The sequence below is a fragment of the Exiguobacterium sp. Leaf187 genome, from assembly GCF_001423925.1.
Taxonomy (GTDB): Bacteria; Bacillota; Bacilli; order Exiguobacteriales; family Exiguobacteriaceae; genus Exiguobacterium_A; species Exiguobacterium_A indicum.
This window is the reverse complement of the sequence record NZ_LMPR01000009.1, coordinates 861,140-878,021: the sequence shown is the minus strand read 5'-3', so window position 1 is coordinate 878,021 and position 16,882 is coordinate 861,140. Positions and strand designations below refer to the sequence as shown.

Sequence of the window (16,882 nt, the reverse complement as noted above, 5' to 3'; positions counted from 1 at the left end):
TCATCGACGAACATGACATATTTTTTAGGGACGGTATTATTAACCTTCGGAAACCCTTTCGTATCAACGTATTTCACGTTTTTTGTTTCTCTCTTGTTCACTCAAATCTCCTCCGATTGCACACTTATTGCACACTTTTTTTGAAAACGAGCATTTCGGCAGCCTCATGATGCAACTTTACACTGACATGGCTGTATAAATCCATCGTTATGGCATAACTCGCATGACCGAGTCGTTCTTGTACAACTTTCGGGTGCACACCCTGCTCGAGGAGGAGGGTGGCGTGGGTATGGCGTAGGTCGTGGATGCGGATCCGCGGAACACCGGCGAGCTCCGTCAGCCAGTTGAACGCGCGATGGGCGATCGTCGAACTGAACGGTCTTCCGAGGGTGTTCAGGCAGACGTACTCCTCCTCGTTCCGATACCCTTGCTTTAATTGATGCGCCGCTTGGACCCGTTTCATGTTCTTCAGGTAGTCGACAGCAGCATCACTGAGTGCGACGAGTCGGGAATGACCATTCTTCGGCGCTTTCTCGTTTTGATAGGCGGAACGGTTGTGGTCCGCGATGGAGCGCTTGATGAGCAACGTACGTCCCTCGAAATCGATGTCCGACCAACGTAAGGTGACGGCTTCGCCGATACGCATCCCTGTATGCAGAATCAAAATGATCGGGAGGGCACGGAGTTCGTTCTCATGCGTCTCGATGAATCGCTCACATTCCTCTTGGCTCCATACCTGATGATTCTTGACGGCACGTCGCCGGTCCTGCGCAAGCCCGGCACCTGGGTCTTCCTTCAGGTATTCCATCTCGACGGCATAACGGAAGAAGGCACGGACTTGTTGCATCATCGTGTTGTAGCTGTTCGGGTTCCAGTTCCGGATCTCGGCATATTTCACTAAGACGTCCGCTAGATGATGCGTTCGGACATTCTCGATCTTCATTGCGCCCAGTTCCTTCTCGAGCAGAACAGAGATCTTCCGACGATTATAGAGCGTCGCTTTTGCGAGCTGAGGAGCGCGGCGTTCGAAGTAAATCGCGAGGAGATCCGCGACGGTCAACTTTGCCCGCTTTTTCTTGATTGCTCCACTTTCACGTTCCTTGAGTAACTCGGCCATCCAATACTCTAGCTCTCGCTTCGTGGTCGTGCTCTTAAAGCGCTGGATACGTCTTCCACGCTCGTCGAAGCCGAGGCTTATCCTGGTTTCCCATCTACCAGTCTTCGGATTCTTTTTAATATTCGCCATGGCTACACCCCTTCCTGCTTGACCAAGGACGTTCCTTCTTTCTCATCTTATCAAATTTATCCATATAATCTGTAGAAAATTCGAATATCAGTAATCGTTTAGTAGTAGAAGATGAAAAAAAACTTAAACACAGAAATAAATTATACAAAAATGTTGAATTTTTATTTGTTGTTGTGTAATATAAAGAATGTAATAACACCGAGGGGTTCGGATGAAGAGGTTGAATTGAGAGGGAGGGGTAACATTGATAACTCCGTTTGGTAAATTCTGCAGAAAAATTAGAATTGACCACAATGAAATTTTAAAAGACATGTCTACAAAATTGGGAGTTACGCTTTCTTATCTATCTGCAGTAGAGAATGGAAAACGTGCAATTCCAGAAGACTGGGTCGGTAGAATAACTGAATTATATAATCTTAATGAGGACGAGAGATTTTTACTTCAGGAAAGTATTTATGAAACAGAGGGTTTAATAAAGTTTAAAACCGAAGAAATAGGCGAAAATAATCAACAAGTACTAATGGCTTTGGCCAGAAAGCAAAATGATATTAGTTCTAAAGAATTAAAGGAGATTCTAAATATATTCGATAGAAAGTAAGGTGATGCCTAGTGAGTCAACCACATTTTGTAGCAAATCCTATGTCTAGGAGAGATATAAGATCTTATGTATTTTTGATTCGAAATCTTTTTCATGTTTCAGATGAGGAAAATATAGATATATTTAATCTGATTGAAGTTGGTCTTTCAGAGGCATTCGAAGATTTCTCGTATTTAATAGTTCCGGAACATAAAATGTACGAATATGCACTTTTTCTTCCTGAATTAAATGAGCTTCGAATTCGAGAAGATGTATATGAAGCCGCATTAAACGGCAATCCTAGACACAGATTTACTTTGGCTCACGAAATAGGGCATGTATGCTTACATCGAGGCATTAAACGATTGGCAAGAGGAGGGGCGCCGGTTTCCATACCAGCATTCAAAGATCCCGAATGGCAGGCGAACGAATTTGCTGGAGAGTTACTAGCGCCGACACATTTAATCGGAAATCTTTCACAAACGGAAATTATGCTTAAGTTTAATTTATCAAGAGAAGCAGCAAAACATCGATACAATAATTCAAAGAAATGAGGAGAAGATCAATGAAAACGAAAAAAAGCCCTTGTAGAGGGCCGACGAAGAAGTGATACATCATTTTGTTTGCTGCATCATTATCTTGTACATACTTTGCCGAGTCGTGTACGAGTTTATGATAACAAAATATTCGGCCCTTCTACAAGTACTAACTTGTTGAAGAAGGGAAATGATATATATGGCTAAATTGTATTATAGTGAAAAATACGGATGTTACGGGGTGTTCCGCCCTTGGCGTACTAATCCAAAAACCCAACAAAAAATGTGGGCGAAGAATTACGGTTTGAGAGCGTGGTTCATCCCAGTTGATGATCTGGAGAACGAAACAGAAGGTTAATCAAAAGCTTGATGGATGAGGTGCAGCTCCTCATTCATCAAGCTTTTTTGTTATACAAAAAAGTACACCCTATAAAAAATTAAAAAGCCCTTTTGAAAAGGGCTTTAACTTATGATACTTTCATTTGCGAATGAGCATTAAGTTGATTAATTAAATTATTGATTTCATTTAACCGATCAAAAAGTACTTTTTCATTTCTTGGTGTTTTAGCAATTCGTTTAATCAATTCCAAATGTTTATTAAATACATAAATATCTGTAATTGATAATAAACCTTCAATACTAGAGTTGACAGATACAGTAATTAGATCCTCAGAAGAATGAATATTATAGTTTAGTTTGTTGAACTGAGCATCTTCAATTATTTTATTCATACTTGGTCCTTTGTATAAAATTAATTCTGATATTGCATCAATAATTTGGTTATTCATTTAATTTTATCCCCTTAATTTTTTTATTGAGTGATTCTATTACGGTGGGCAAGATTTCAAAAGCTTGTTTAAAATCATGAGAGAGCCATTCATCAATTGAACGTTTTAATTTTTGCTTCATCGTGTAATTGATATAAATCGCTGCATAAGCACCGTTTGTGCTAAGGTTCTTATACATAGCATTAGAACTGTTTCGGGGCAACTCATTACCTTTAATATTCAAAGAACTTTCGCTAAATAAGGTTTGTATTGTTGTTTCCAATCGATCTTTGTATAGCAAATGAAGTTCTTCGCGAATCAATTCTTCTCTTTGCTCATTTTGACGAATATCAATTGATTCATCAAGTCTTTTTAATTCACTATCAATAAAATCATCGAGCTGTTGTTTTGTGAAACCCATTTCTGCTTTTAGTTTTTTAGCTGTAGTATAGATTTCTTGTTTTTTTGCTTCGATAGCTTCACTTATCGCCGTAGCATACTTTAGATCAATACCATCGTTTAAATAATCTGAAGTACTTTTTAATACATTACCACCAATTGCCACTTCTCCAACATCGAATGACTTGACTCTTTCCGAGTAATCAATACTATCTCTAATTATTCGTAGATCTTTAGCTTTTTGTTCCTCACCAGAGTAATAATTCCATAAATCATCTAATTCTAATTCTCTATGATAAATTACATGAGCGACATTATTTATTTCGTCCATTTCAGTCTCAGGTATTCTTCTTAATGCACGACCTATGAATTGGGCATAAGGTGGAAGTGATCGAAATGGTCTGAAAATCGCTGCTATACTAATATTAGGATGATCAAATCCCTCGCCAAGCATGTTTACATTTACTAAAACATCTAGCTCGCCTCGTTTGTATTTTATAATTGCCTTTGTAGCTTCTTCTGTATTGTCACTAGTAGCAATGTCAGCCTTTAAACCGGATTCATTGTACAAAGCAGCTACTTGTTTAGCATGTTCAATCCCGCATGCAACTGCTAAAATTTGATGAAAGACTCCTCCATTTTTTCTTTTTTCAATTAATGTAGATTTACTCATATCTACAATTGTTTGATTACATTCTGGTGAATAAGCTACTGATCGTGTAACCCATTCTTTATCCATTTCTTTAAGTGCCTCTTCTTTACTAACAATTCTATCTTCAATAACAAACTCTAACTTTTCATTAGTGTATTTATCATTGATGATGTTTTTAATATATTTCATTTCAATAGCTTTACTCATAGGGAACTCATAAACTGGTTTACCTTCGATTGTTTTTTCATCATTTCTAAAGGGAGTAGCAGTTAGTTTTATTACTTTTGCTGAATTAAAATGATTAATAGCGTTAACCCATGAGTCTGCTGCTGAATGATGTGCTTCATCAATGATAATTAAGTCAAAGAAGTCTGTTGATAGTAAGCTAGTGAGAGCTTGCGAAGATGTACTACTATGAACTTTGTGAATATTTGTAATTATGATATCTGCATTATTCATAAAGTCGATAGCGCGCGTTTTTGCAGCAGTTTTACCTCGTTCAAATCCATTATATCGATAGACATTAGGAAGATGATTTTTATTAAGGATTACATTTCGTTTTTCCCAAAAGTTAAAAGCGCTTCTTGTATCGAACTCATCCGAAATTCCTTCCCGAATTATTATTCCAGGTGTAATAATTAGAACTTTCCCCTCTGAAATACCAAATGGAAGAATTCCTATAAGTCCTGTTTTCCCAACTCCTGTAGGCAGAACAACCAATTTATGCTCTAATGGGTTCTCTTTAACAGACTTATACACGGCTTCGTATGCTCTTTTTTGAGGGAGCCTCAAACCTGTATTATTTTTAATGAAAGCATCAGTACTTTTGAAAAAAGACAAATAAATCTTCCTTTCTGATTAAAAAAATAATTACTTCAGTATACAATTTTTATCTACTTACGCTAATTGCTGCTTCACTCATCTGCAATGTACGGTAGTAATCTTCGGCTTGTGCAGCCAACGTGATTTCAAGTGTTTCATCGAACTCTTCCTTGATAACTTTCGCGATCTGTTCAATTTCAACCTTGAAGAATTCCTTACGTAGATTCACTTGGTTGACGCGTTTAGTTGCGAATCGATGATGAAGTTTGTTTTCAAGAGTCGGGGCATCTTCTGAGAAGACCATTGCATGGATGTCGAACGTGAACGGTACAGAGGCACTTCCAAGCTCACGGATGCGATCGAGTGGTTCAAGGCGTCTCGTCATTCCAATCTTGTAGACATGCTCACCGAATGAACCGATGTTCGAAATGACGTACACGTAACCAGCACGCGTATTTCTTTCACGGTTCTCAATGTCATTCTTAATTACTTCGACTTCGGCAAGCTTAGCTTCCAATTCAGCTAATTTTGAAATCAACGCTGTTTTTTCAATATCATTTGCTTGCTCAATTTTCATACGTATAGATGAAATTGCACTAAGGAAGTGGGTTTCTTCTTTTTCTACTTTTTTTCGTGCATTCTCAATTTCTTTTAAGACACGAGCTTCTTCACGCATCTGCTCTTTTATAACGCGTTGTTCTTCTTTCTCCTCTTGCTTCTTTACCTCGAATTCGTACTTAAGGTATAATTCGCGGAGTTTGGATTCTAGGTATTGTTTACGAATAAATATAGTCTGCATATCGGTTAGTGAATTAATCTGTTTAAATGCTTTTTCGATATTCGCACCAGATCTTTCAAGATTAGTTGATTTAACATTTGAAATTATTACATCGCATTCGTTGTTAAAGGCCCTAAGAGAAAGTTTGATAGTGTCATTAACAAACTCTTTACCTCGTTTTTTGTCTCCGTCAACAAAGTATTGATCTGGATGATTCGTGGCAACTTTTTTACGAATCATATCTTTTTGTTCTAATCTGATTGTGTTGAGCATGTTTTTATAACCTTCTGAGGTATCGAATTCAAAAGTGGGCTCATAAAGACCATGTTCATGCATTAAATACTTATCCTCATATTCACCTAATTCTTGTTTTAAAGATTTAAGTTTGTTACTACTTTCAAGAAGTTCTTGCTTTTCTGCCTCAAACTTTTTACTAAGTTTCTCACGTTGAATCATATGCTCATTCTCAAGCTTTACTCCGAGTTTCAAATGTTCTTCTTCCAGGTGCTTTCTTTCAGTAGCGAATTTTTCTTTGATTAATTCAAGTTCTCGCTTTACATCTAAGTATTCAAGTTCTTCCTTAGAAATTTGAATTAGTTCAAGTTCTTTGGTTAACCGTTCTACTTCTTTTCGGTTTTTAGTAGCATTTATCCAATCTTGAAACCACATAAGATTTCCTCCCTTAATACACATTTCCCTTCATTTTACCAATTATAGAATGATAAAAATTCGCTCCTTTTAAGAAAAAGGAAACGAATGACAATAATCGTATGACACGTTTCGACAATTTTTAATATTAGTGAAAAATAAAAAAGAAAATCGATGAGGCATCTTTTTCTTATAACACCCAAAAACACTGATGAAATGACCTTGAATAAAGGTTTTCTCATCAGTGTTTTTTTTGATCATCGATTAGTTTCGTTCACAAGCAAAGTTATCTTTATCACGATCCATATTCGCATCGTATGCAGGGTGAGAACTTGGTACACCATTTGGATATTCCGTTCGAAGATCGTCACAGTTATCAAAACTGACTTGAGTCGTGGCAGCGACTTCTTGCTCTGCTTTTTGAGCCGCTTCTTCTTCAGCTTTCTTCTCAGCTTCTTGTTGAGCAGCCAGTTTAGCGGCAGCTTCTCTCTTTGCCTTCTCCTGAGCGGCAATCCTCGCTTTCCTCTCAGCTTCTCGTTTAGCCTCAGCTTTTGCTTTTTCTCTAGCTAATTGCTTCTTCTTTTCTTGTTCAGCCTTTTTCTTTTCTAGAGCAGCTTTCTTCTTCTCCTCAGCAGCCTTCGCTTTTTTTGCAGCTGCCAGTTCTTCAGCTTTTTTCTTCTTTGCGGATTCAGAATCTGACTTCTTCGGTTCTTCTTCTGCTTCTGTTTGCACGACGGGTTGCTTCACAGCTTGTTTAGTGTCATCTTCAACATCCTCCAAAGCACTGGCAAAGATCATGCCGAGGAAAAAGAAATAGAACATGGAAGCCATGACCATCTTCCAAGCGACTTGACTACGGTATCCAGGAATCTTTCGATACCATGGGAACTTCACCCAAGGTAGGAGTTTCCGACGTCCCTCGATCAGTTCGGCTACCATCTTACCTTCTTTATCACCAACAAAAATCGTCAGTAATAATTCTTCTTTCGTACGATATGTTTTGTCTTTCTTATCCTTTCGGAGATATAGCGTATCCGGAACTTTTGCCCAAGGTAAGTGAAGATCCAAATCGAGCGATCCACGTCTGTTGACATAGAAGAAGAGACCCTCTTTAGCAGTCGCAACGATGTAATAGGGAAGACTGTAAGAATCACTTTGATACTGTCCGCTTGTGACATATCCTTCAGGATGATTTGATTTAAGGATACGGCGAATTTCTTTAGAATCCATAGTTCTCATTCCTTTCAATGTTTTACTTCAGTATACATTTAATAGAAAACATTCCCATAAATAAAAGATTATATTAGATAATTAAGTAAAATAATGAAACTATTGCAATACTAATCCGAATATAATAGGGAGAATGATAGATAAGGGAGGATGAATGAGTTGGAAGATAAACAAGTGAAAAAAGCTGAAAAAACATCGATTCAACGTCTTAAAGAACAGTACCCATCATGTTTAGTGGGAAAAGCGAAGTTAAATAAAAAAAGCGCTGGAACTGACCATTTCATTGTTCAAGAAGCGGATGGTCTACGTTTCCTCAAAGAGAAAGATCATCAATTCGATACGATTCTCGTAATGAAATGGTCTGAACTTCCAGAATTACTTTATCTAGATAAGCTTTTCATTGATGCTCGTTTCTATAAAGATAAGAACCATGATCAAATCGCTTTCACAATTGCTCGTGTGGAAGACGGAGACAAGATATGCAACGAGATCATGAAGCATACAACTGTTGAAGTTAAGAAAAGAAAAGCTATACAAAAAGTGCTCGGTTTCCGCAGCGGATCTATCTGGAAGTCTGCGATTGCAATTAGTGTATATGCGCTGATGCTTTTATTCGTAGTCGGACTATTCGTAGGGAATGAAGAAGAAGCAGTTGCGAAACCAGAAGAAGTCCAAAAGAAAAACACAGAAGTTAGTACTGATAAAGAGGTACCTAAACAACAAGAATCAAAAAAGGAAAAGGTAGGGGCAAAGACACAGAAAAAGAAATCAATTGAGACATTCTATAAGAAGCTTGGAAACGATTATATCTTCAAAACGCAAAAAGTAGAAAAGAACTTTTCTGCTTTAAATGAATCAAATCATACAATCATGTTGCGTGTTAAACCTGTTGGTGGATCGTTGGAACAAATTCATAGCCAGTCAAAACATTTGGCTGCTTCTGTTCTGAAAGAAGCATTGGATAAAGACAAGAAGCTAGATCAACTAGCGTTGTTTATCGATGATGATAATGGGATTTTCATAGTAAAGTATGTATTTGATAAAAATTCTTTAGACGCTTTAAATGAATCTCGAACTTCAGATGGCTATATATTAAAAGATAATATCGAAAAATTAGCTAGCTCGGTAACACTTACTGAAGAGTTAAGATGATTTGTTAAGGATGAGAAATCATCCTTTTTTCTTTCGACAAAAACTGTACTAATTTTTATAAACTATTATGAAAAACAGAAAAAGAAAAATAAGCAGTTGTCGTTATGTGTCGAATTGATAACGTTGTAAAATACAGGGTATTGCTTGAAAATGGGTTATGCGTCATGCATAATGATGGAAACGAATAGAACAAACGTTCTTATTTAAAGGAGAGTTGTGATGGATTACTCTGGTAATGAAAAAATGTTGTTGAAAACAAATGATGGTCTTATTCCGCTAAAAGGATGTTGGAGCGAAGAGTTAGGGGCATACGTTCTTTTTGTGAACAATGAGATTGAATCCGGAATCTCTGAAACAAATTTATGGCACAGTTCACTAAAAAAACTGATTGACGCAGCTGAATAGTTGGCGTCAATCAGTTTTATTTTTTGGCTTTATCATTCAGTCCGGTCGATATCGCTAAAGCAATTTGGTCCCTCATGTAACTTACAATTTTATCAATCTTTTCTTGATCGAGAGAATTAAGTTCCTCTTCTGAAAAATGCATTCCTATAAGTTTATTCGTTTTAGAAACATGCTCAATATAGTTATCCAAGGTATTCCTAGGATCTTCGACTCTGCCTAGTAAATAATCTACAGTAACGTCGAACGTGTCCGCTAATAAAACTAAAGTCGATGGATCCGGCTGACGCTTCCCAGTCTCGAATCTTGATAAAGTTGCAGGTGTTATACCTAGTTTCAATGCAGTATCATCTTGTGCCCATCCGCGATTTAAACGTAATTCTTTAAGTCTATCTCCTCGAAAAGCTTTCTCCATTAATATCAACTCCATATTAGTATCTCCTTTCAAATATATCATTTTTGCCAAAACGGAAAACTATTTTTACCGAATCGGAAATAAAGTATTGACGATTACCTAAATGGTAATGTATATTAAATTCATAAGTTACCGATATGGTAATAAACGAGGAGGTGATTCATTTGCCGGAACCAAAAGTTGATCTTGAGAAATTAAGAAACGCTCGCAAGGAACGAAATCTTTCTCTAAAGGAAGTTGCTGATTTCACAGGTTACGAGTCAGCCGCAACAATTAGTAGGATTGAAGCTGGAAAGCGAGGAATCAAATCAACATTCTTGATGAAGCTATCTAGATTGTATGGTAAGCCAATTGAATATTTTTTTGTTGATTGATTACCGAATTGGTAATTTGAAACTATACTAAGACATTTATTGTTTTTTACCCAATTTCTAAAAATGAAAATCATACGGAGGTTAACAATGAATCAGCTGACAAAAGTGTTCGAAGGAACTTCTATTCGCATGATCGGTGATAAAACGAATCCGTTGTTCGTCGCTTCGGATGTAGCAAAGGCTCTTGGATATAAAGAACCACACAAAGCTGTAAATCGGCATTGCAAGGGTGGGATGAAACATCCCGTCCTAACAAATGGAGGAACGCAAGATATGATCGTCATCCGCGAACCGGACGTCTACCGTCTTGTCACAAACTCAAAGTTACCTGCAGCACAAAAATTCGAGAACTGGGTGATGGAGGACGTCCTTCCGTCAATCCGCCAGACCGGATCTTATGAAATGCCTAAGGGAATCCCGTTTGCTGAGTTGTTCGCTGCGACATCGCAAATGCTCGTCAAACAAGAGCAGACGGAAGCGGCCATCACCGTGCTGACGGAGAAGATCGATGAGCGGATGACGCTCGACTATGGACAGCAACTCGCCATCGAACGCGCCAAGAAACAACGGGCGGAACACATCTGGAAGGAACTAGAGGAGCAACCTTCCGGCCTGTATGACACGAAAGGGAAATTATACGGTCGATTCGGTAGTGACATCAAGCGTGCGTTCGCCGTCGCTTCCTACCGCGATATCCGGCAGAACCAATTCGACGAAGCGTTGAACTACGTCAGCAACTGGCGACCGGCGCTTATCTGACAGGAAGGAGGGAGCACATGTTATTCGATGAGACAGCATTCAAACGGCTGATCGCGGAAGGCATCGCAGAATCCGTCGCGGAGATTGCGCGGAAACGTGAATACATGACCATCTCGGATGTATGCGAGGAATTGCGCTGCAGTCGTGCTTTGATCGATAAACAGGTACGCGAGAACGGACTGCCCATCACGCGCATCGACGGAAAAATCATCGTCCGTCGAGAGCATCTCTACAAATGGCTCGACGAACGTGTCGAGAGTACGAATTGGAATTACATCATGGAAGGGGAAAAACGACATGCCACTTTATAAGAATCTTGATGAACTAGCCAATACACTGGTGGATCGTTTCCACGAGAACCCGACACTCTTACCGCTCCTCAATGTCGAGGACGTCGTCTCGAGCATCTTCGTCGACGTGATGCGGGAGATGGTCGAAGAAGCAGAGCCCGATGCGATGGTCCAGTTCAAGCAGATGGTCAAAAATGACCCGATTATCGTGATCGACGCCGTCAACAAACAGCATGTCCTGCATCTGATGGAAGACACGTTCGACATGCATCTGCTTCAGATGGATCCTCCGAACAAACTGAAATGAACGCATACGTCATCTATGGATTCGGCTTGATTGCTTTCAGCATCGCCTTCGGTGGCGTCGGGTTCGACGTCCTGAAGAATCGTTCGGAAAGGAGGTGAACCAGTTGTCACCAGAGCTCATCTACATGGCAGGCGTCACTTGGCTCTTCGTCATGATCATCGCGCCACTTGCATTCGTCTTCCTCCGTTGGCTCGAACGTGAACCGGAAGACGCAAAAAATGCCATCACTCAAGAGAGCGATGACACACTTTAGCCTAGGAACTCTAGTGTATCACGCTCCGGACAGGAGGGAAACCATGAGAGTCATACAAGTTAGCCGCGCACGAGCGGAAGATCCGCATGAGGTGATTCGGCAGGAAGCAGAGACGATCCGTCATTTCATCGAACAACTGGACGTCCTCTTCCCGAACGCGGTACCGGAAGGGTCAGCCGCATGGAGCGCCTTGAACGCCATCCACACCGCGTCGACGCGGATCACGGAAGCAAATGAACGTACACGAAACGTGTCACAGAAAGCATTGGGGTGAATTACATGTCCATCATACGCATCAAGAAGGAAGACAACTATGTCGTTCTCGACAAGACGCTCCTGAACGACAAGACATTGAGCTGGAAGGCGAAGGGGCTGCACAGCTATCTGATGGGATTGCCGGACGACTGGAAAGTCCGTGAAGTGGATCTCATCAAACGTTCGAAGGATGGGAAGGAGAGTACACGATCCGCCATCAAGGAACTGACGGACGCCGGCTATATCAAGCGAATCGCCGTCCGGGAGAAAGGCAAGTTCAAGGCATGGGAGTTCGTCGTCCATGAACATCCTGTATTCGCCATCGAACCAGAGGATGAGCTAAACCCTGATGAACCACCGGAACAACCGAAACCGAATCCACCAGAATCGGGAAACCCGAATATGGTTCCACCAGATGCGGAAAAACCAGATCTGGAAAACCCGCCACTACTAAGTATTGAAGGTACTAAAGAACCAAAAGAACTAAAAGATTTAGTAGTAGTAGACGCGGGCGCGGAAGACGCATTGACGAAGCTGATCGACTTCTACCGAAAGAACATCGAACCCCTCGCGCCACCGTTCACGATCGAGAAGATTGAGGACGACGTCAAGAGTTACGGTGCCGAGCTGGTCCAGTTCGCCATCGAGACGGCGACGCTCTCGAACGTCCGCAAGTACACCTATATCACCGGCATCCTGAAGACCTGGGCACAAGCAGGCGTCCAGACGGTCGAGCAAGCGAAGGATCAAGCGAACCAGTTCCGCGAACGACAACGGACACATGGCGGGAATCGACGTCATGCATCGTCCGGCATGAAGGAACCGGAATGGCTCGCGAAAGAGAAGGCAAAGCAACAAGCGCACGAAGCGAAGCAGAAGGAGGCGTTCAATTCAGACGTCCCTGACGACGAAGAGGTCGCGGCACTCCTTCGATCGCTCGAGACACCGGAAAGGAGTTGAGCATCCCGCACATCATCGAACGGCTGACGACTGAGCACCTCCGGAAGCTTCGGTACGCGCTCGGTCTGAACAAACGGAAGAAGCCGTGGCGAAACTACTACGGATCGATCGGTGCGAACGCCGACTGGGAGCACCTGTGCACCCTCGGTATCGCTAAACGGTCCGCGAGCGTCACGAAACACGTCACCTATACCGTGACATTCGAAGCGGCAAAAGCACTCTATGGCAAGCCGATGTCGCGGAACTACTTCGACAATTGTTTAGACGAACAAGGGATGACCGGCAAAGAGCATATCCACCGCACAGGAAGGAGACGCCGTCGCCGACACCCGCTTGGTTGAAAAGGATAATCACCTCTCGAGGAGGCATCAGATGCGGATCAGACTGACAGACACGGATGAGGCACGACTGGATCGTCGCATCGCGGAGCATGAGAGCCGCGGTGCACGGTTCCTCGGTAAAGAGCAGTATCTCCACAACAAGAAGGAGTTCGCGACCGAATACTACACCGGTCGCAAGCGATACGTCAGCAGTCACGGCAATACCCGACACACGGCTTATATCGAGCTGCCGGATCGGGAGAAAAAAGGAGGGGTGACATGAAGACGCTCGTCTTCCGGAAGCACACACTCGAGCACGAGCAGATTTTGCTCATCTCGAACCAGATCCGTCGGCATACGCTGATCGACGGGAAACTCGTCAAGGTCGAGGAAGGACTACGACCGATCACGACGGCGGTGATGCTGTCGAATGAACGACGCGAGTGGACGCTCGAAGGGCGTGCCCTCGAGGAACACGAGGTAACGGCAAGATGGCCAAGCGTCGAGCACGCATAAAATACAGCGGATCAAGACCCCAGTTGTTCGAACGTCGCGAGAAGAGTCAGTACATAGTGCTGTACATCCCGGACGCACCACAACATGAGACGCAACGCTTGATCAAGGAAGGGTGGAGACCGCTGAGACTCTAACACGAAAGGGAAGACGGCACAGGATGGAATTCATCGCACATAAGTTGACCAAAGCACAACGGACGTTGGTCGAGAACAAGCTAAGAAGCCTGTTCACGCTCCCGTCCCGCATCGAGTCACTCAAGGCACGGAGCGCACCGTCCATCACGGCTGGGTATCAGGTAAGCGAGGTACAACGCAACACGAGACCGTCGAGCAACGTCGAGAAGGCGGTCATGCTACTCGAACAACTCCGGCAAGCAGAAGCAGAACACCGGCTCTTGCTCCGGATCCGGGAGGAACTCGAGGAGACCGATCCAGACTTGAACCAAATCTGGGATCTCCGATTCCGTCCGAAGTTCAAGTACACGGATAACGTCGTCATCGAGATGATGCGCTACGGCAACCGCAACACCTACTACGAGGCGAAGGACAAGCTACTCGGGACCGTCGCCGACCATTTCGGTATCTGGGAGGACTGACATGATCATCGACTTCAAACGTTATCGCTACGAACGACTGATCCAGCAACGACCACGCAGCGTTTCCTTGTTCCTTGCGGACGAGACAACGAATCCATTCCGGAAGGAGGAACCTAATGAGACACCACGCAAACCGTGGAAAGCGGTTCGAGACGATGCTCGAGATGTCGAACCGTCACTACAGACTTAAGAAAGTCGCGCACGTCCGGAAGACCTTTCCGGAAGCGAAGTTCCAGCTCGACAAGGAAGGCAATGTCCGTAAGTACTGGTTCGAAAAGTCAGGCGGACTGGACTTCGCCGGGATGCATCAAGGGCGGTACCTCTCGTTCGACGCGAAATCGACGAAGAACGCGACCTCCTTTCCGCTCAAGAACATCGAGACGCATCAATTCGATGAACTCCGACGCATCGAGGATTTCGGCGGCATGGCGTTCCTGCTGATCCACTTCGAGAAGCTAGGCAAGACGTTCTATCTCTCGAGCGGTGACGCACTGGACTGGGCAAACCAACGCGAACGCAAGTCGATCCCGCTGAGTTGGTTCGAGGAACAGACGAGCGAGGTCGTCTCGAGGGACGGCGTCCTACTCGACTATCTGAGCATCGCAACGGAACACTACTAATCATGAAATGGGGCGAATGACATGGAACAGACAACACAACTAGCGGGGCAAGAAGCGACGAAGGTGACGTTCAACACGCTCTACCGTCTCGTCGAGGACGAGTATCACATGCTCGGTACTGGCGGGAACGGACAACGCGTCATCCTGATCGACATGATGGGCAAAATGGATGCGCTTCGTCCAGAAGTCGAGACGGGCGAGGAAGCGGTCGTCGGGATGATCCTAGAGGACTGGGAACGACGCTATGAGGAAATGCGCATCCCGCGCTTCCGTAGTGAGCAAGGCATGCTGTTGCGTTTGATTGATACCGCGAAATCCACGTCATGAGACGTAGACCACCGAAGTCACGGACCGGCTATTGTCCGGTCTGCGGACGTCGGCTCACCACAGTGGAAAGTCAAAGGGAAGGCATCGGACCCGTCTGTAAGGAAAAATGGCTGCGGCGACAGACCGATGCCGGCAACCAACTCCATCTGGAACTCGAAGGGAGCGATACACATGAATCCTGATCCAATTCTCGAACGCATCCTAGCGGACAAACGCTCGATGACGACGACACAAGTCGCGAAAGGATACGGCATGTCAGCAAGGAAGCTGAACGCTCTCCTCGAGCAAGCTGGTATCCAGCGGAAGGTCAACGGGAGCTGGGAACTTTGTACAGCACACTTGAAGCGCGGTCTCGTCACGATCAACGAATATCCATTCATGCACCGTAATGGCAGCGTGGATTGCAAGACCACGATGCAATGGACGCCGATCGGTCGGCTCCAGATCCACGACATCATCCAATCACAATCAACCAATCGGAGGGAATCACATGCCACAACCTAAAATCAATCTCAATGAATTCGCGGAAGGCGCATTCGCAGAACGTGTCAACAATGCCTTGAAAGAAGTCTATGCGAACATCGCGGACCTCAACACGGATCCGACGAAGAAGCGGAAGGTGACGATCTCGATGAGCTTGTCAGCGGACGAACAGCGTGACCTTGCGATGGTCGACATCAGCGTCAAGACGACGTTGACGCCAGCACGTGCTATCGGTTCGAAGATTATCATCGACGTCGATGGCGAAGGGAACGCAGTTGGTCAAGAACTCAAGTCGAGCATGCCAGGTCAGATGATGATCACGGAGAGCGGCGATATCGCGAACGACGTCGGTGTCCCGATTGAAGAGAGTCCGGAATACTTGAACGAAGGCGTCATCGACTTACGAGACGCACGTTCTTCACGCGCTTAATCCCAACACAACCCACCACAATTAAAGGAGCTGTTCATATGTCATTACTCAAAGACGCATTCAACTGGATCAAGGATCACGGTCAATTCCAAACTACTCAGGTACACGGTCGTATTGTCTCAGACCGCGAACTTCACGCAATCAAGGCGCCGACACCGAACGTGCTACAGGTTCACACGCTGACGGCACTCGTCGAGTACATCCAAAGCGAGTTCGACACGAACGAACCGCTACTTATCCACATCAAAGACCCAGAAACGGTCACGGTCATGAGCAAACTCAACAATGATCAGAATCGGAATCACTACATCCAAGCTAGTGCCTACGTCCCGTCCTTCCGATTCGACTCGTACTACGATCCGGAAGACATCAACATCAAGCTGCAGTCGGTCTTCGTCCCGAACAAGGATCAAGCATTGATTCTGAAAATGGTCGGCAATCTCAAGGAGGACAATGTCCGAGGTGTTGGAGACGACGGCATCTCGCAAGCTGTGACGATGAAAACGGGCGTCGCGACTGTCGCGGACGTCAAGGTCGTCAATCCTGTGACACTCGCACCATACCGGACGTTCATCGAAGTCGATCAGCCGCAAAGCAAGTTCGTCCTTCGGATGCAGAACGGTCCACGTGTCGCCTTGTTCGAAGCAGACGGTGGTGCGTGGAAGAACGAAGCCATCCGGAACATCGAAGATTATCTGATGGAAGCCTTAGCTGAATACAACGAAGCGGATAAACTCACAATCATCGCCTAATCAGGTGAACGACGGAG

The 16,882-nt window shown here is 43.8% G+C and carries 29 protein-coding genes; 23 read left to right on the top strand and 6 right to left on the bottom strand.

From position 1 onward, the window contains the following. Window positions 1-124: 124 nt before the first annotated feature. A complete protein-coding gene (locus ASF99_RS08915; protein ID WP_082487154.1) occupies window positions 125-1,246 on the bottom strand; it encodes a tyrosine-type recombinase/integrase in 1,122 nt (373 codons plus the stop codon). Between the two features lie 244 nt (window positions 1,247-1,490). Here ASF99_RS08915 and ASF99_RS08910 point away from each other — a divergent pair, with 244 nt between their 5' ends. After that, window positions 1,491-1,844, top strand: coding sequence for a helix-turn-helix domain-containing protein (locus ASF99_RS08910; RefSeq protein ID WP_055968597.1), 354 nt, complete (start codon window positions 1,491-1,493; stop codon window positions 1,842-1,844). An 11-nt stretch (window positions 1,845-1,855) separates the two neighbouring features. Then, the gene (locus ASF99_RS08905) at window positions 1,856-2,377 is read left to right on the top strand and encodes an ImmA/IrrE family metallo-endopeptidase (RefSeq protein ID WP_082487151.1); all 522 of its coding nucleotides are present in this window, start codon (window positions 1,856-1,858) and stop codon (window positions 2,375-2,377) included. Between the two features lie 449 nt (window positions 2,378-2,826). Here ASF99_RS08905 and ASF99_RS08900 read toward each other — a convergent pair whose 3' ends face one another. The 4 genes from ASF99_RS08900 to ASF99_RS17755 all read right to left on the bottom strand — a co-directional run bounded on the left by ASF99_RS08900 (window position 2,827) and on the right by ASF99_RS17755 (window position 7,655). Continuing rightward, window positions 2,827-3,147, bottom strand: coding sequence for a hypothetical protein (locus ASF99_RS08900; RefSeq protein WP_055968593.1), 321 nt, complete (start codon window positions 3,145-3,147; stop codon window positions 2,827-2,829). After that, the gene (locus tag ASF99_RS08895; RefSeq protein ID WP_055968591.1) at window positions 3,140-5,017 is read right to left on the bottom strand and encodes a DEAD/DEAH box helicase; all 1,878 of its coding nucleotides are present in this window, start codon (window positions 5,015-5,017) and stop codon (window positions 3,140-3,142) included. The genes ASF99_RS08900 and ASF99_RS08895 overlap by 8 nt, the downstream gene beginning before the upstream one ends. A gap of 49 nt (window positions 5,018-5,066) precedes the next feature. Continuing rightward, on the bottom strand, window positions 5,067-6,446 hold the full coding sequence (locus tag ASF99_RS08890) for a DUF4041 domain-containing protein (RefSeq protein WP_235515906.1): 1,380 nt from the start codon (window positions 6,444-6,446) through the stop codon (window positions 5,067-5,069). Between the two features lie 243 nt (window positions 6,447-6,689). Continuing rightward, window positions 6,690-7,655 (bottom strand): excalibur calcium-binding domain-containing protein, encoded by a 966-nt coding sequence (locus ASF99_RS17755; RefSeq protein ID WP_055968587.1) that lies wholly within the window; start codon window positions 7,653-7,655, stop codon window positions 6,690-6,692. A 159-nt stretch (window positions 7,656-7,814) separates the two neighbouring features. On the opposite strand from ASF99_RS17755, the gene ASF99_RS08880 reads away from it, so the two are divergent. Then, window positions 7,815-8,807, top strand: coding sequence for a hypothetical protein (locus ASF99_RS08880; protein WP_156357206.1), 993 nt, complete (start codon window positions 7,815-7,817; stop codon window positions 8,805-8,807). A gap of 219 nt (window positions 8,808-9,026) precedes the next feature. Continuing rightward, window positions 9,027-9,212, top strand: coding sequence for a hypothetical protein (locus ASF99_RS08875; protein WP_055968583.1), 186 nt, complete (start codon window positions 9,027-9,029; stop codon window positions 9,210-9,212). 16 nt (window positions 9,213-9,228) lie between these two features. Here ASF99_RS08875 and ASF99_RS08870 read toward each other — a convergent pair whose 3' ends face one another. Continuing rightward, entirely contained in the window at window positions 9,229-9,639 is a 411-nt protein-coding gene (locus ASF99_RS08870; protein ID WP_055968581.1) for a helix-turn-helix domain-containing protein, read from the bottom strand. A gap of 149 nt (window positions 9,640-9,788) precedes the next feature. Here ASF99_RS08870 and ASF99_RS08865 point away from each other — a divergent pair, with 149 nt between their 5' ends. The 19 genes from ASF99_RS08865 to ASF99_RS08790 all read left to right on the top strand — a co-directional run bounded on the left by ASF99_RS08865 (window position 9,789) and on the right by ASF99_RS08790 (window position 16,865). Then, window positions 9,789-9,998 (top strand): helix-turn-helix domain-containing protein, encoded by a 210-nt coding sequence (locus tag ASF99_RS08865; protein WP_023467933.1) that lies wholly within the window; start codon window positions 9,789-9,791, stop codon window positions 9,996-9,998. Window positions 9,999-10,085: 87 nt separating this feature from the next. Continuing rightward, a complete protein-coding gene (locus ASF99_RS08860; protein ID WP_055968579.1) occupies window positions 10,086-10,757 on the top strand; it encodes a BRO family protein in 672 nt (223 codons plus the stop codon). A gap of 17 nt (window positions 10,758-10,774) precedes the next feature. Then, a complete protein-coding gene (locus tag ASF99_RS08855; RefSeq protein ID WP_055968577.1) occupies window positions 10,775-11,068 on the top strand; it encodes a helix-turn-helix domain-containing protein in 294 nt (97 codons plus the stop codon). After that, entirely contained in the window at window positions 11,055-11,354 is a 300-nt protein-coding gene (locus tag ASF99_RS08850) for a hypothetical protein (RefSeq protein ID WP_055968575.1), read from the top strand. The genes ASF99_RS08855 and ASF99_RS08850 overlap by 14 nt, the downstream gene beginning before the upstream one ends. A 103-nt stretch (window positions 11,355-11,457) precedes the next feature. Further along, window positions 11,458-11,607, top strand: coding sequence for a hypothetical protein (locus tag ASF99_RS17275; RefSeq protein ID WP_023467937.1), 150 nt, complete (start codon window positions 11,458-11,460; stop codon window positions 11,605-11,607). A gap of 43 nt (window positions 11,608-11,650) precedes the next feature. Continuing rightward, window positions 11,651-11,881: a hypothetical protein gene (locus tag ASF99_RS08845; RefSeq protein WP_055968573.1), complete on the top strand. Its 231-nt coding sequence runs from the start codon at window positions 11,651-11,653 to the stop codon at window positions 11,879-11,881. 5 nt (window positions 11,882-11,886) lie between these two features. Then, window positions 11,887-12,822 carry a DnaD domain-containing protein gene (locus tag ASF99_RS08840; protein ID WP_055968571.1) on the top strand — a complete coding sequence of 312 codons (936 nt, stop codon included), beginning with the start codon at window positions 11,887-11,889 and terminating at the stop codon, window positions 12,820-12,822. After that, on the top strand, window positions 12,819-13,163 hold the full coding sequence (locus tag ASF99_RS08835; RefSeq protein ID WP_055968569.1) for a hypothetical protein: 345 nt from the start codon (window positions 12,819-12,821) through the stop codon (window positions 13,161-13,163). The genes ASF99_RS08840 and ASF99_RS08835 overlap by 4 nt, the downstream gene beginning before the upstream one ends. A 31-nt stretch (window positions 13,164-13,194) precedes the next feature. Beyond that, entirely contained in the window at window positions 13,195-13,425 is a 231-nt protein-coding gene (locus tag ASF99_RS08830) for a hypothetical protein (RefSeq protein ID WP_055968567.1), read from the top strand. Next, entirely contained in the window at window positions 13,422-13,658 is a 237-nt protein-coding gene (locus ASF99_RS08825) for a hypothetical protein (RefSeq protein ID WP_055968565.1), read from the top strand. The genes ASF99_RS08830 and ASF99_RS08825 overlap by 4 nt, the downstream gene beginning before the upstream one ends. Further along, entirely contained in the window at window positions 13,634-13,792 is a 159-nt protein-coding gene (locus ASF99_RS17270; protein WP_156357205.1) for a hypothetical protein, read from the top strand. The genes ASF99_RS08825 and ASF99_RS17270 overlap by 25 nt, the downstream gene beginning before the upstream one ends. A 23-nt stretch (window positions 13,793-13,815) precedes the next feature. Next, a complete protein-coding gene (locus tag ASF99_RS08820) occupies window positions 13,816-14,253 on the top strand; it encodes a hypothetical protein (RefSeq protein WP_023467943.1) in 438 nt (145 codons plus the stop codon). Window position 14,254: 1 nt separating this feature from the next. Then, window positions 14,255-14,443 (top strand): hypothetical protein, encoded by a 189-nt coding sequence (locus ASF99_RS17265; protein WP_055968563.1) that lies wholly within the window; start codon window positions 14,255-14,257, stop codon window positions 14,441-14,443. Further along, complete coding sequence (locus ASF99_RS08810) at window positions 14,370-14,873, top strand: Holliday junction resolvase RecU (RefSeq protein ID WP_082487134.1); 504 nt, start codon at window positions 14,370-14,372, stop codon at window positions 14,871-14,873. The genes ASF99_RS17265 and ASF99_RS08810 overlap by 74 nt, the downstream gene beginning before the upstream one ends. Window positions 14,874-14,894: 21 nt before the next feature. Continuing rightward, window positions 14,895-15,200, top strand: a complete 306-nt coding sequence (locus ASF99_RS08805; protein WP_055968559.1) for a hypothetical protein — start codon at window positions 14,895-14,897, stop codon at window positions 15,198-15,200. After that, window positions 15,197-15,382 carry a DUF6011 domain-containing protein gene (locus ASF99_RS17365; protein ID WP_162236807.1) on the top strand — a complete coding sequence of 62 codons (186 nt, stop codon included), beginning with the start codon at window positions 15,197-15,199 and terminating at the stop codon, window positions 15,380-15,382. Before ASF99_RS08805 ends, ASF99_RS17365 begins: the two co-directional genes overlap by 4 nt. Beyond that, complete coding sequence (locus ASF99_RS08800) at window positions 15,372-15,704, top strand: phage antirepressor KilAC domain-containing protein (protein ID WP_055968557.1); 333 nt, start codon at window positions 15,372-15,374, stop codon at window positions 15,702-15,704. The genes ASF99_RS17365 and ASF99_RS08800 overlap by 11 nt, the downstream gene beginning before the upstream one ends. After that, window positions 15,691-16,113: a hypothetical protein gene (locus tag ASF99_RS08795; RefSeq protein WP_055968555.1), complete on the top strand. Its 423-nt coding sequence runs from the start codon at window positions 15,691-15,693 to the stop codon at window positions 16,111-16,113. Before ASF99_RS08800 ends, ASF99_RS08795 begins: the two co-directional genes overlap by 14 nt. A gap of 38 nt (window positions 16,114-16,151) precedes the next feature. After that, on the top strand, window positions 16,152-16,865 hold the full coding sequence (locus tag ASF99_RS08790) for a hypothetical protein (RefSeq protein ID WP_055968553.1): 714 nt from the start codon (window positions 16,152-16,154) through the stop codon (window positions 16,863-16,865). Window positions 16,866-16,882: the final 17 nt, after the last annotated feature.

Bases quoted from the DNA above. Each gene is read 5' to 3' on its own strand.
- ASF99_RS08915 (WP_082487154.1), bottom strand. From the start codon at position 1,246: ATGGCGAATATTAAAAAGAATCCGAAGACTGGTAGATGGGAAACCAGG.
- ASF99_RS08900 (WP_055968593.1), bottom strand. From the start codon at position 3,147: ATGAATAACCAAATTATTGATGCAATATCAGAATTAATTTTATACAAA.
- ASF99_RS08890 (WP_235515906.1), bottom strand. From the start codon at position 6,446: ATGTGGTTTCAAGATTGGATAAATGCTACTAAAAACCGAAAAGAAGTA.
- ASF99_RS17755 (WP_055968587.1), bottom strand. From the start codon at position 7,655: ATGGATTCTAAAGAAATTCGCCGTATCCTTAAATCAAATCATCCTGAA.
- ASF99_RS08875 (WP_055968583.1), top strand. From the start codon at position 9,027: ATGGATTACTCTGGTAATGAAAAAATGTTGTTGAAAACAAATGATGGT.
- ASF99_RS08870 (WP_055968581.1), bottom strand. From the start codon at position 9,639: ATGGAGTTGATATTAATGGAGAAAGCTTTTCGAGGAGATAGACTTAAA.
- ASF99_RS08860 (WP_055968579.1), top strand. From the start codon at position 10,086: ATGAATCAGCTGACAAAAGTGTTCGAAGGAACTTCTATTCGCATGATC.
- ASF99_RS08855 (WP_055968577.1), top strand. From the start codon at position 10,775: ATGTTATTCGATGAGACAGCATTCAAACGGCTGATCGCGGAAGGCATC.
- ASF99_RS08850 (WP_055968575.1), top strand. From the start codon at position 11,055: ATGCCACTTTATAAGAATCTTGATGAACTAGCCAATACACTGGTGGAT.
- ASF99_RS08845 (WP_055968573.1), top strand. From the start codon at position 11,651: ATGAGAGTCATACAAGTTAGCCGCGCACGAGCGGAAGATCCGCATGAG.
- ASF99_RS08840 (WP_055968571.1), top strand. From the start codon at position 11,887: ATGTCCATCATACGCATCAAGAAGGAAGACAACTATGTCGTTCTCGAC.
- ASF99_RS08830 (WP_055968567.1), top strand. From the start codon at position 13,195: ATGCGGATCAGACTGACAGACACGGATGAGGCACGACTGGATCGTCGC.
- ASF99_RS08825 (WP_055968565.1), top strand. From the start codon at position 13,422: ATGAAGACGCTCGTCTTCCGGAAGCACACACTCGAGCACGAGCAGATT.
- ASF99_RS17270 (WP_156357205.1), top strand. From the start codon at position 13,634: ATGGCCAAGCGTCGAGCACGCATAAAATACAGCGGATCAAGACCCCAG.
- ASF99_RS08820 (WP_023467943.1), top strand. From the start codon at position 13,816: ATGGAATTCATCGCACATAAGTTGACCAAAGCACAACGGACGTTGGTC.
- ASF99_RS17265 (WP_055968563.1), top strand. From the start codon at position 14,255: ATGATCATCGACTTCAAACGTTATCGCTACGAACGACTGATCCAGCAA.
- ASF99_RS08810 (WP_082487134.1), top strand. From the start codon at position 14,370: ATGAGACACCACGCAAACCGTGGAAAGCGGTTCGAGACGATGCTCGAG.
- ASF99_RS08805 (WP_055968559.1), top strand. From the start codon at position 14,895: ATGGAACAGACAACACAACTAGCGGGGCAAGAAGCGACGAAGGTGACG.
- ASF99_RS17365 (WP_162236807.1), top strand. From the start codon at position 15,197: ATGAGACGTAGACCACCGAAGTCACGGACCGGCTATTGTCCGGTCTGC.
- ASF99_RS08800 (WP_055968557.1), top strand. From the start codon at position 15,372: ATGAATCCTGATCCAATTCTCGAACGCATCCTAGCGGACAAACGCTCG.
- ASF99_RS08795 (WP_055968555.1), top strand. From the start codon at position 15,691: ATGCCACAACCTAAAATCAATCTCAATGAATTCGCGGAAGGCGCATTC.
- ASF99_RS08790 (WP_055968553.1), top strand. From the start codon at position 16,152: ATGTCATTACTCAAAGACGCATTCAACTGGATCAAGGATCACGGTCAA.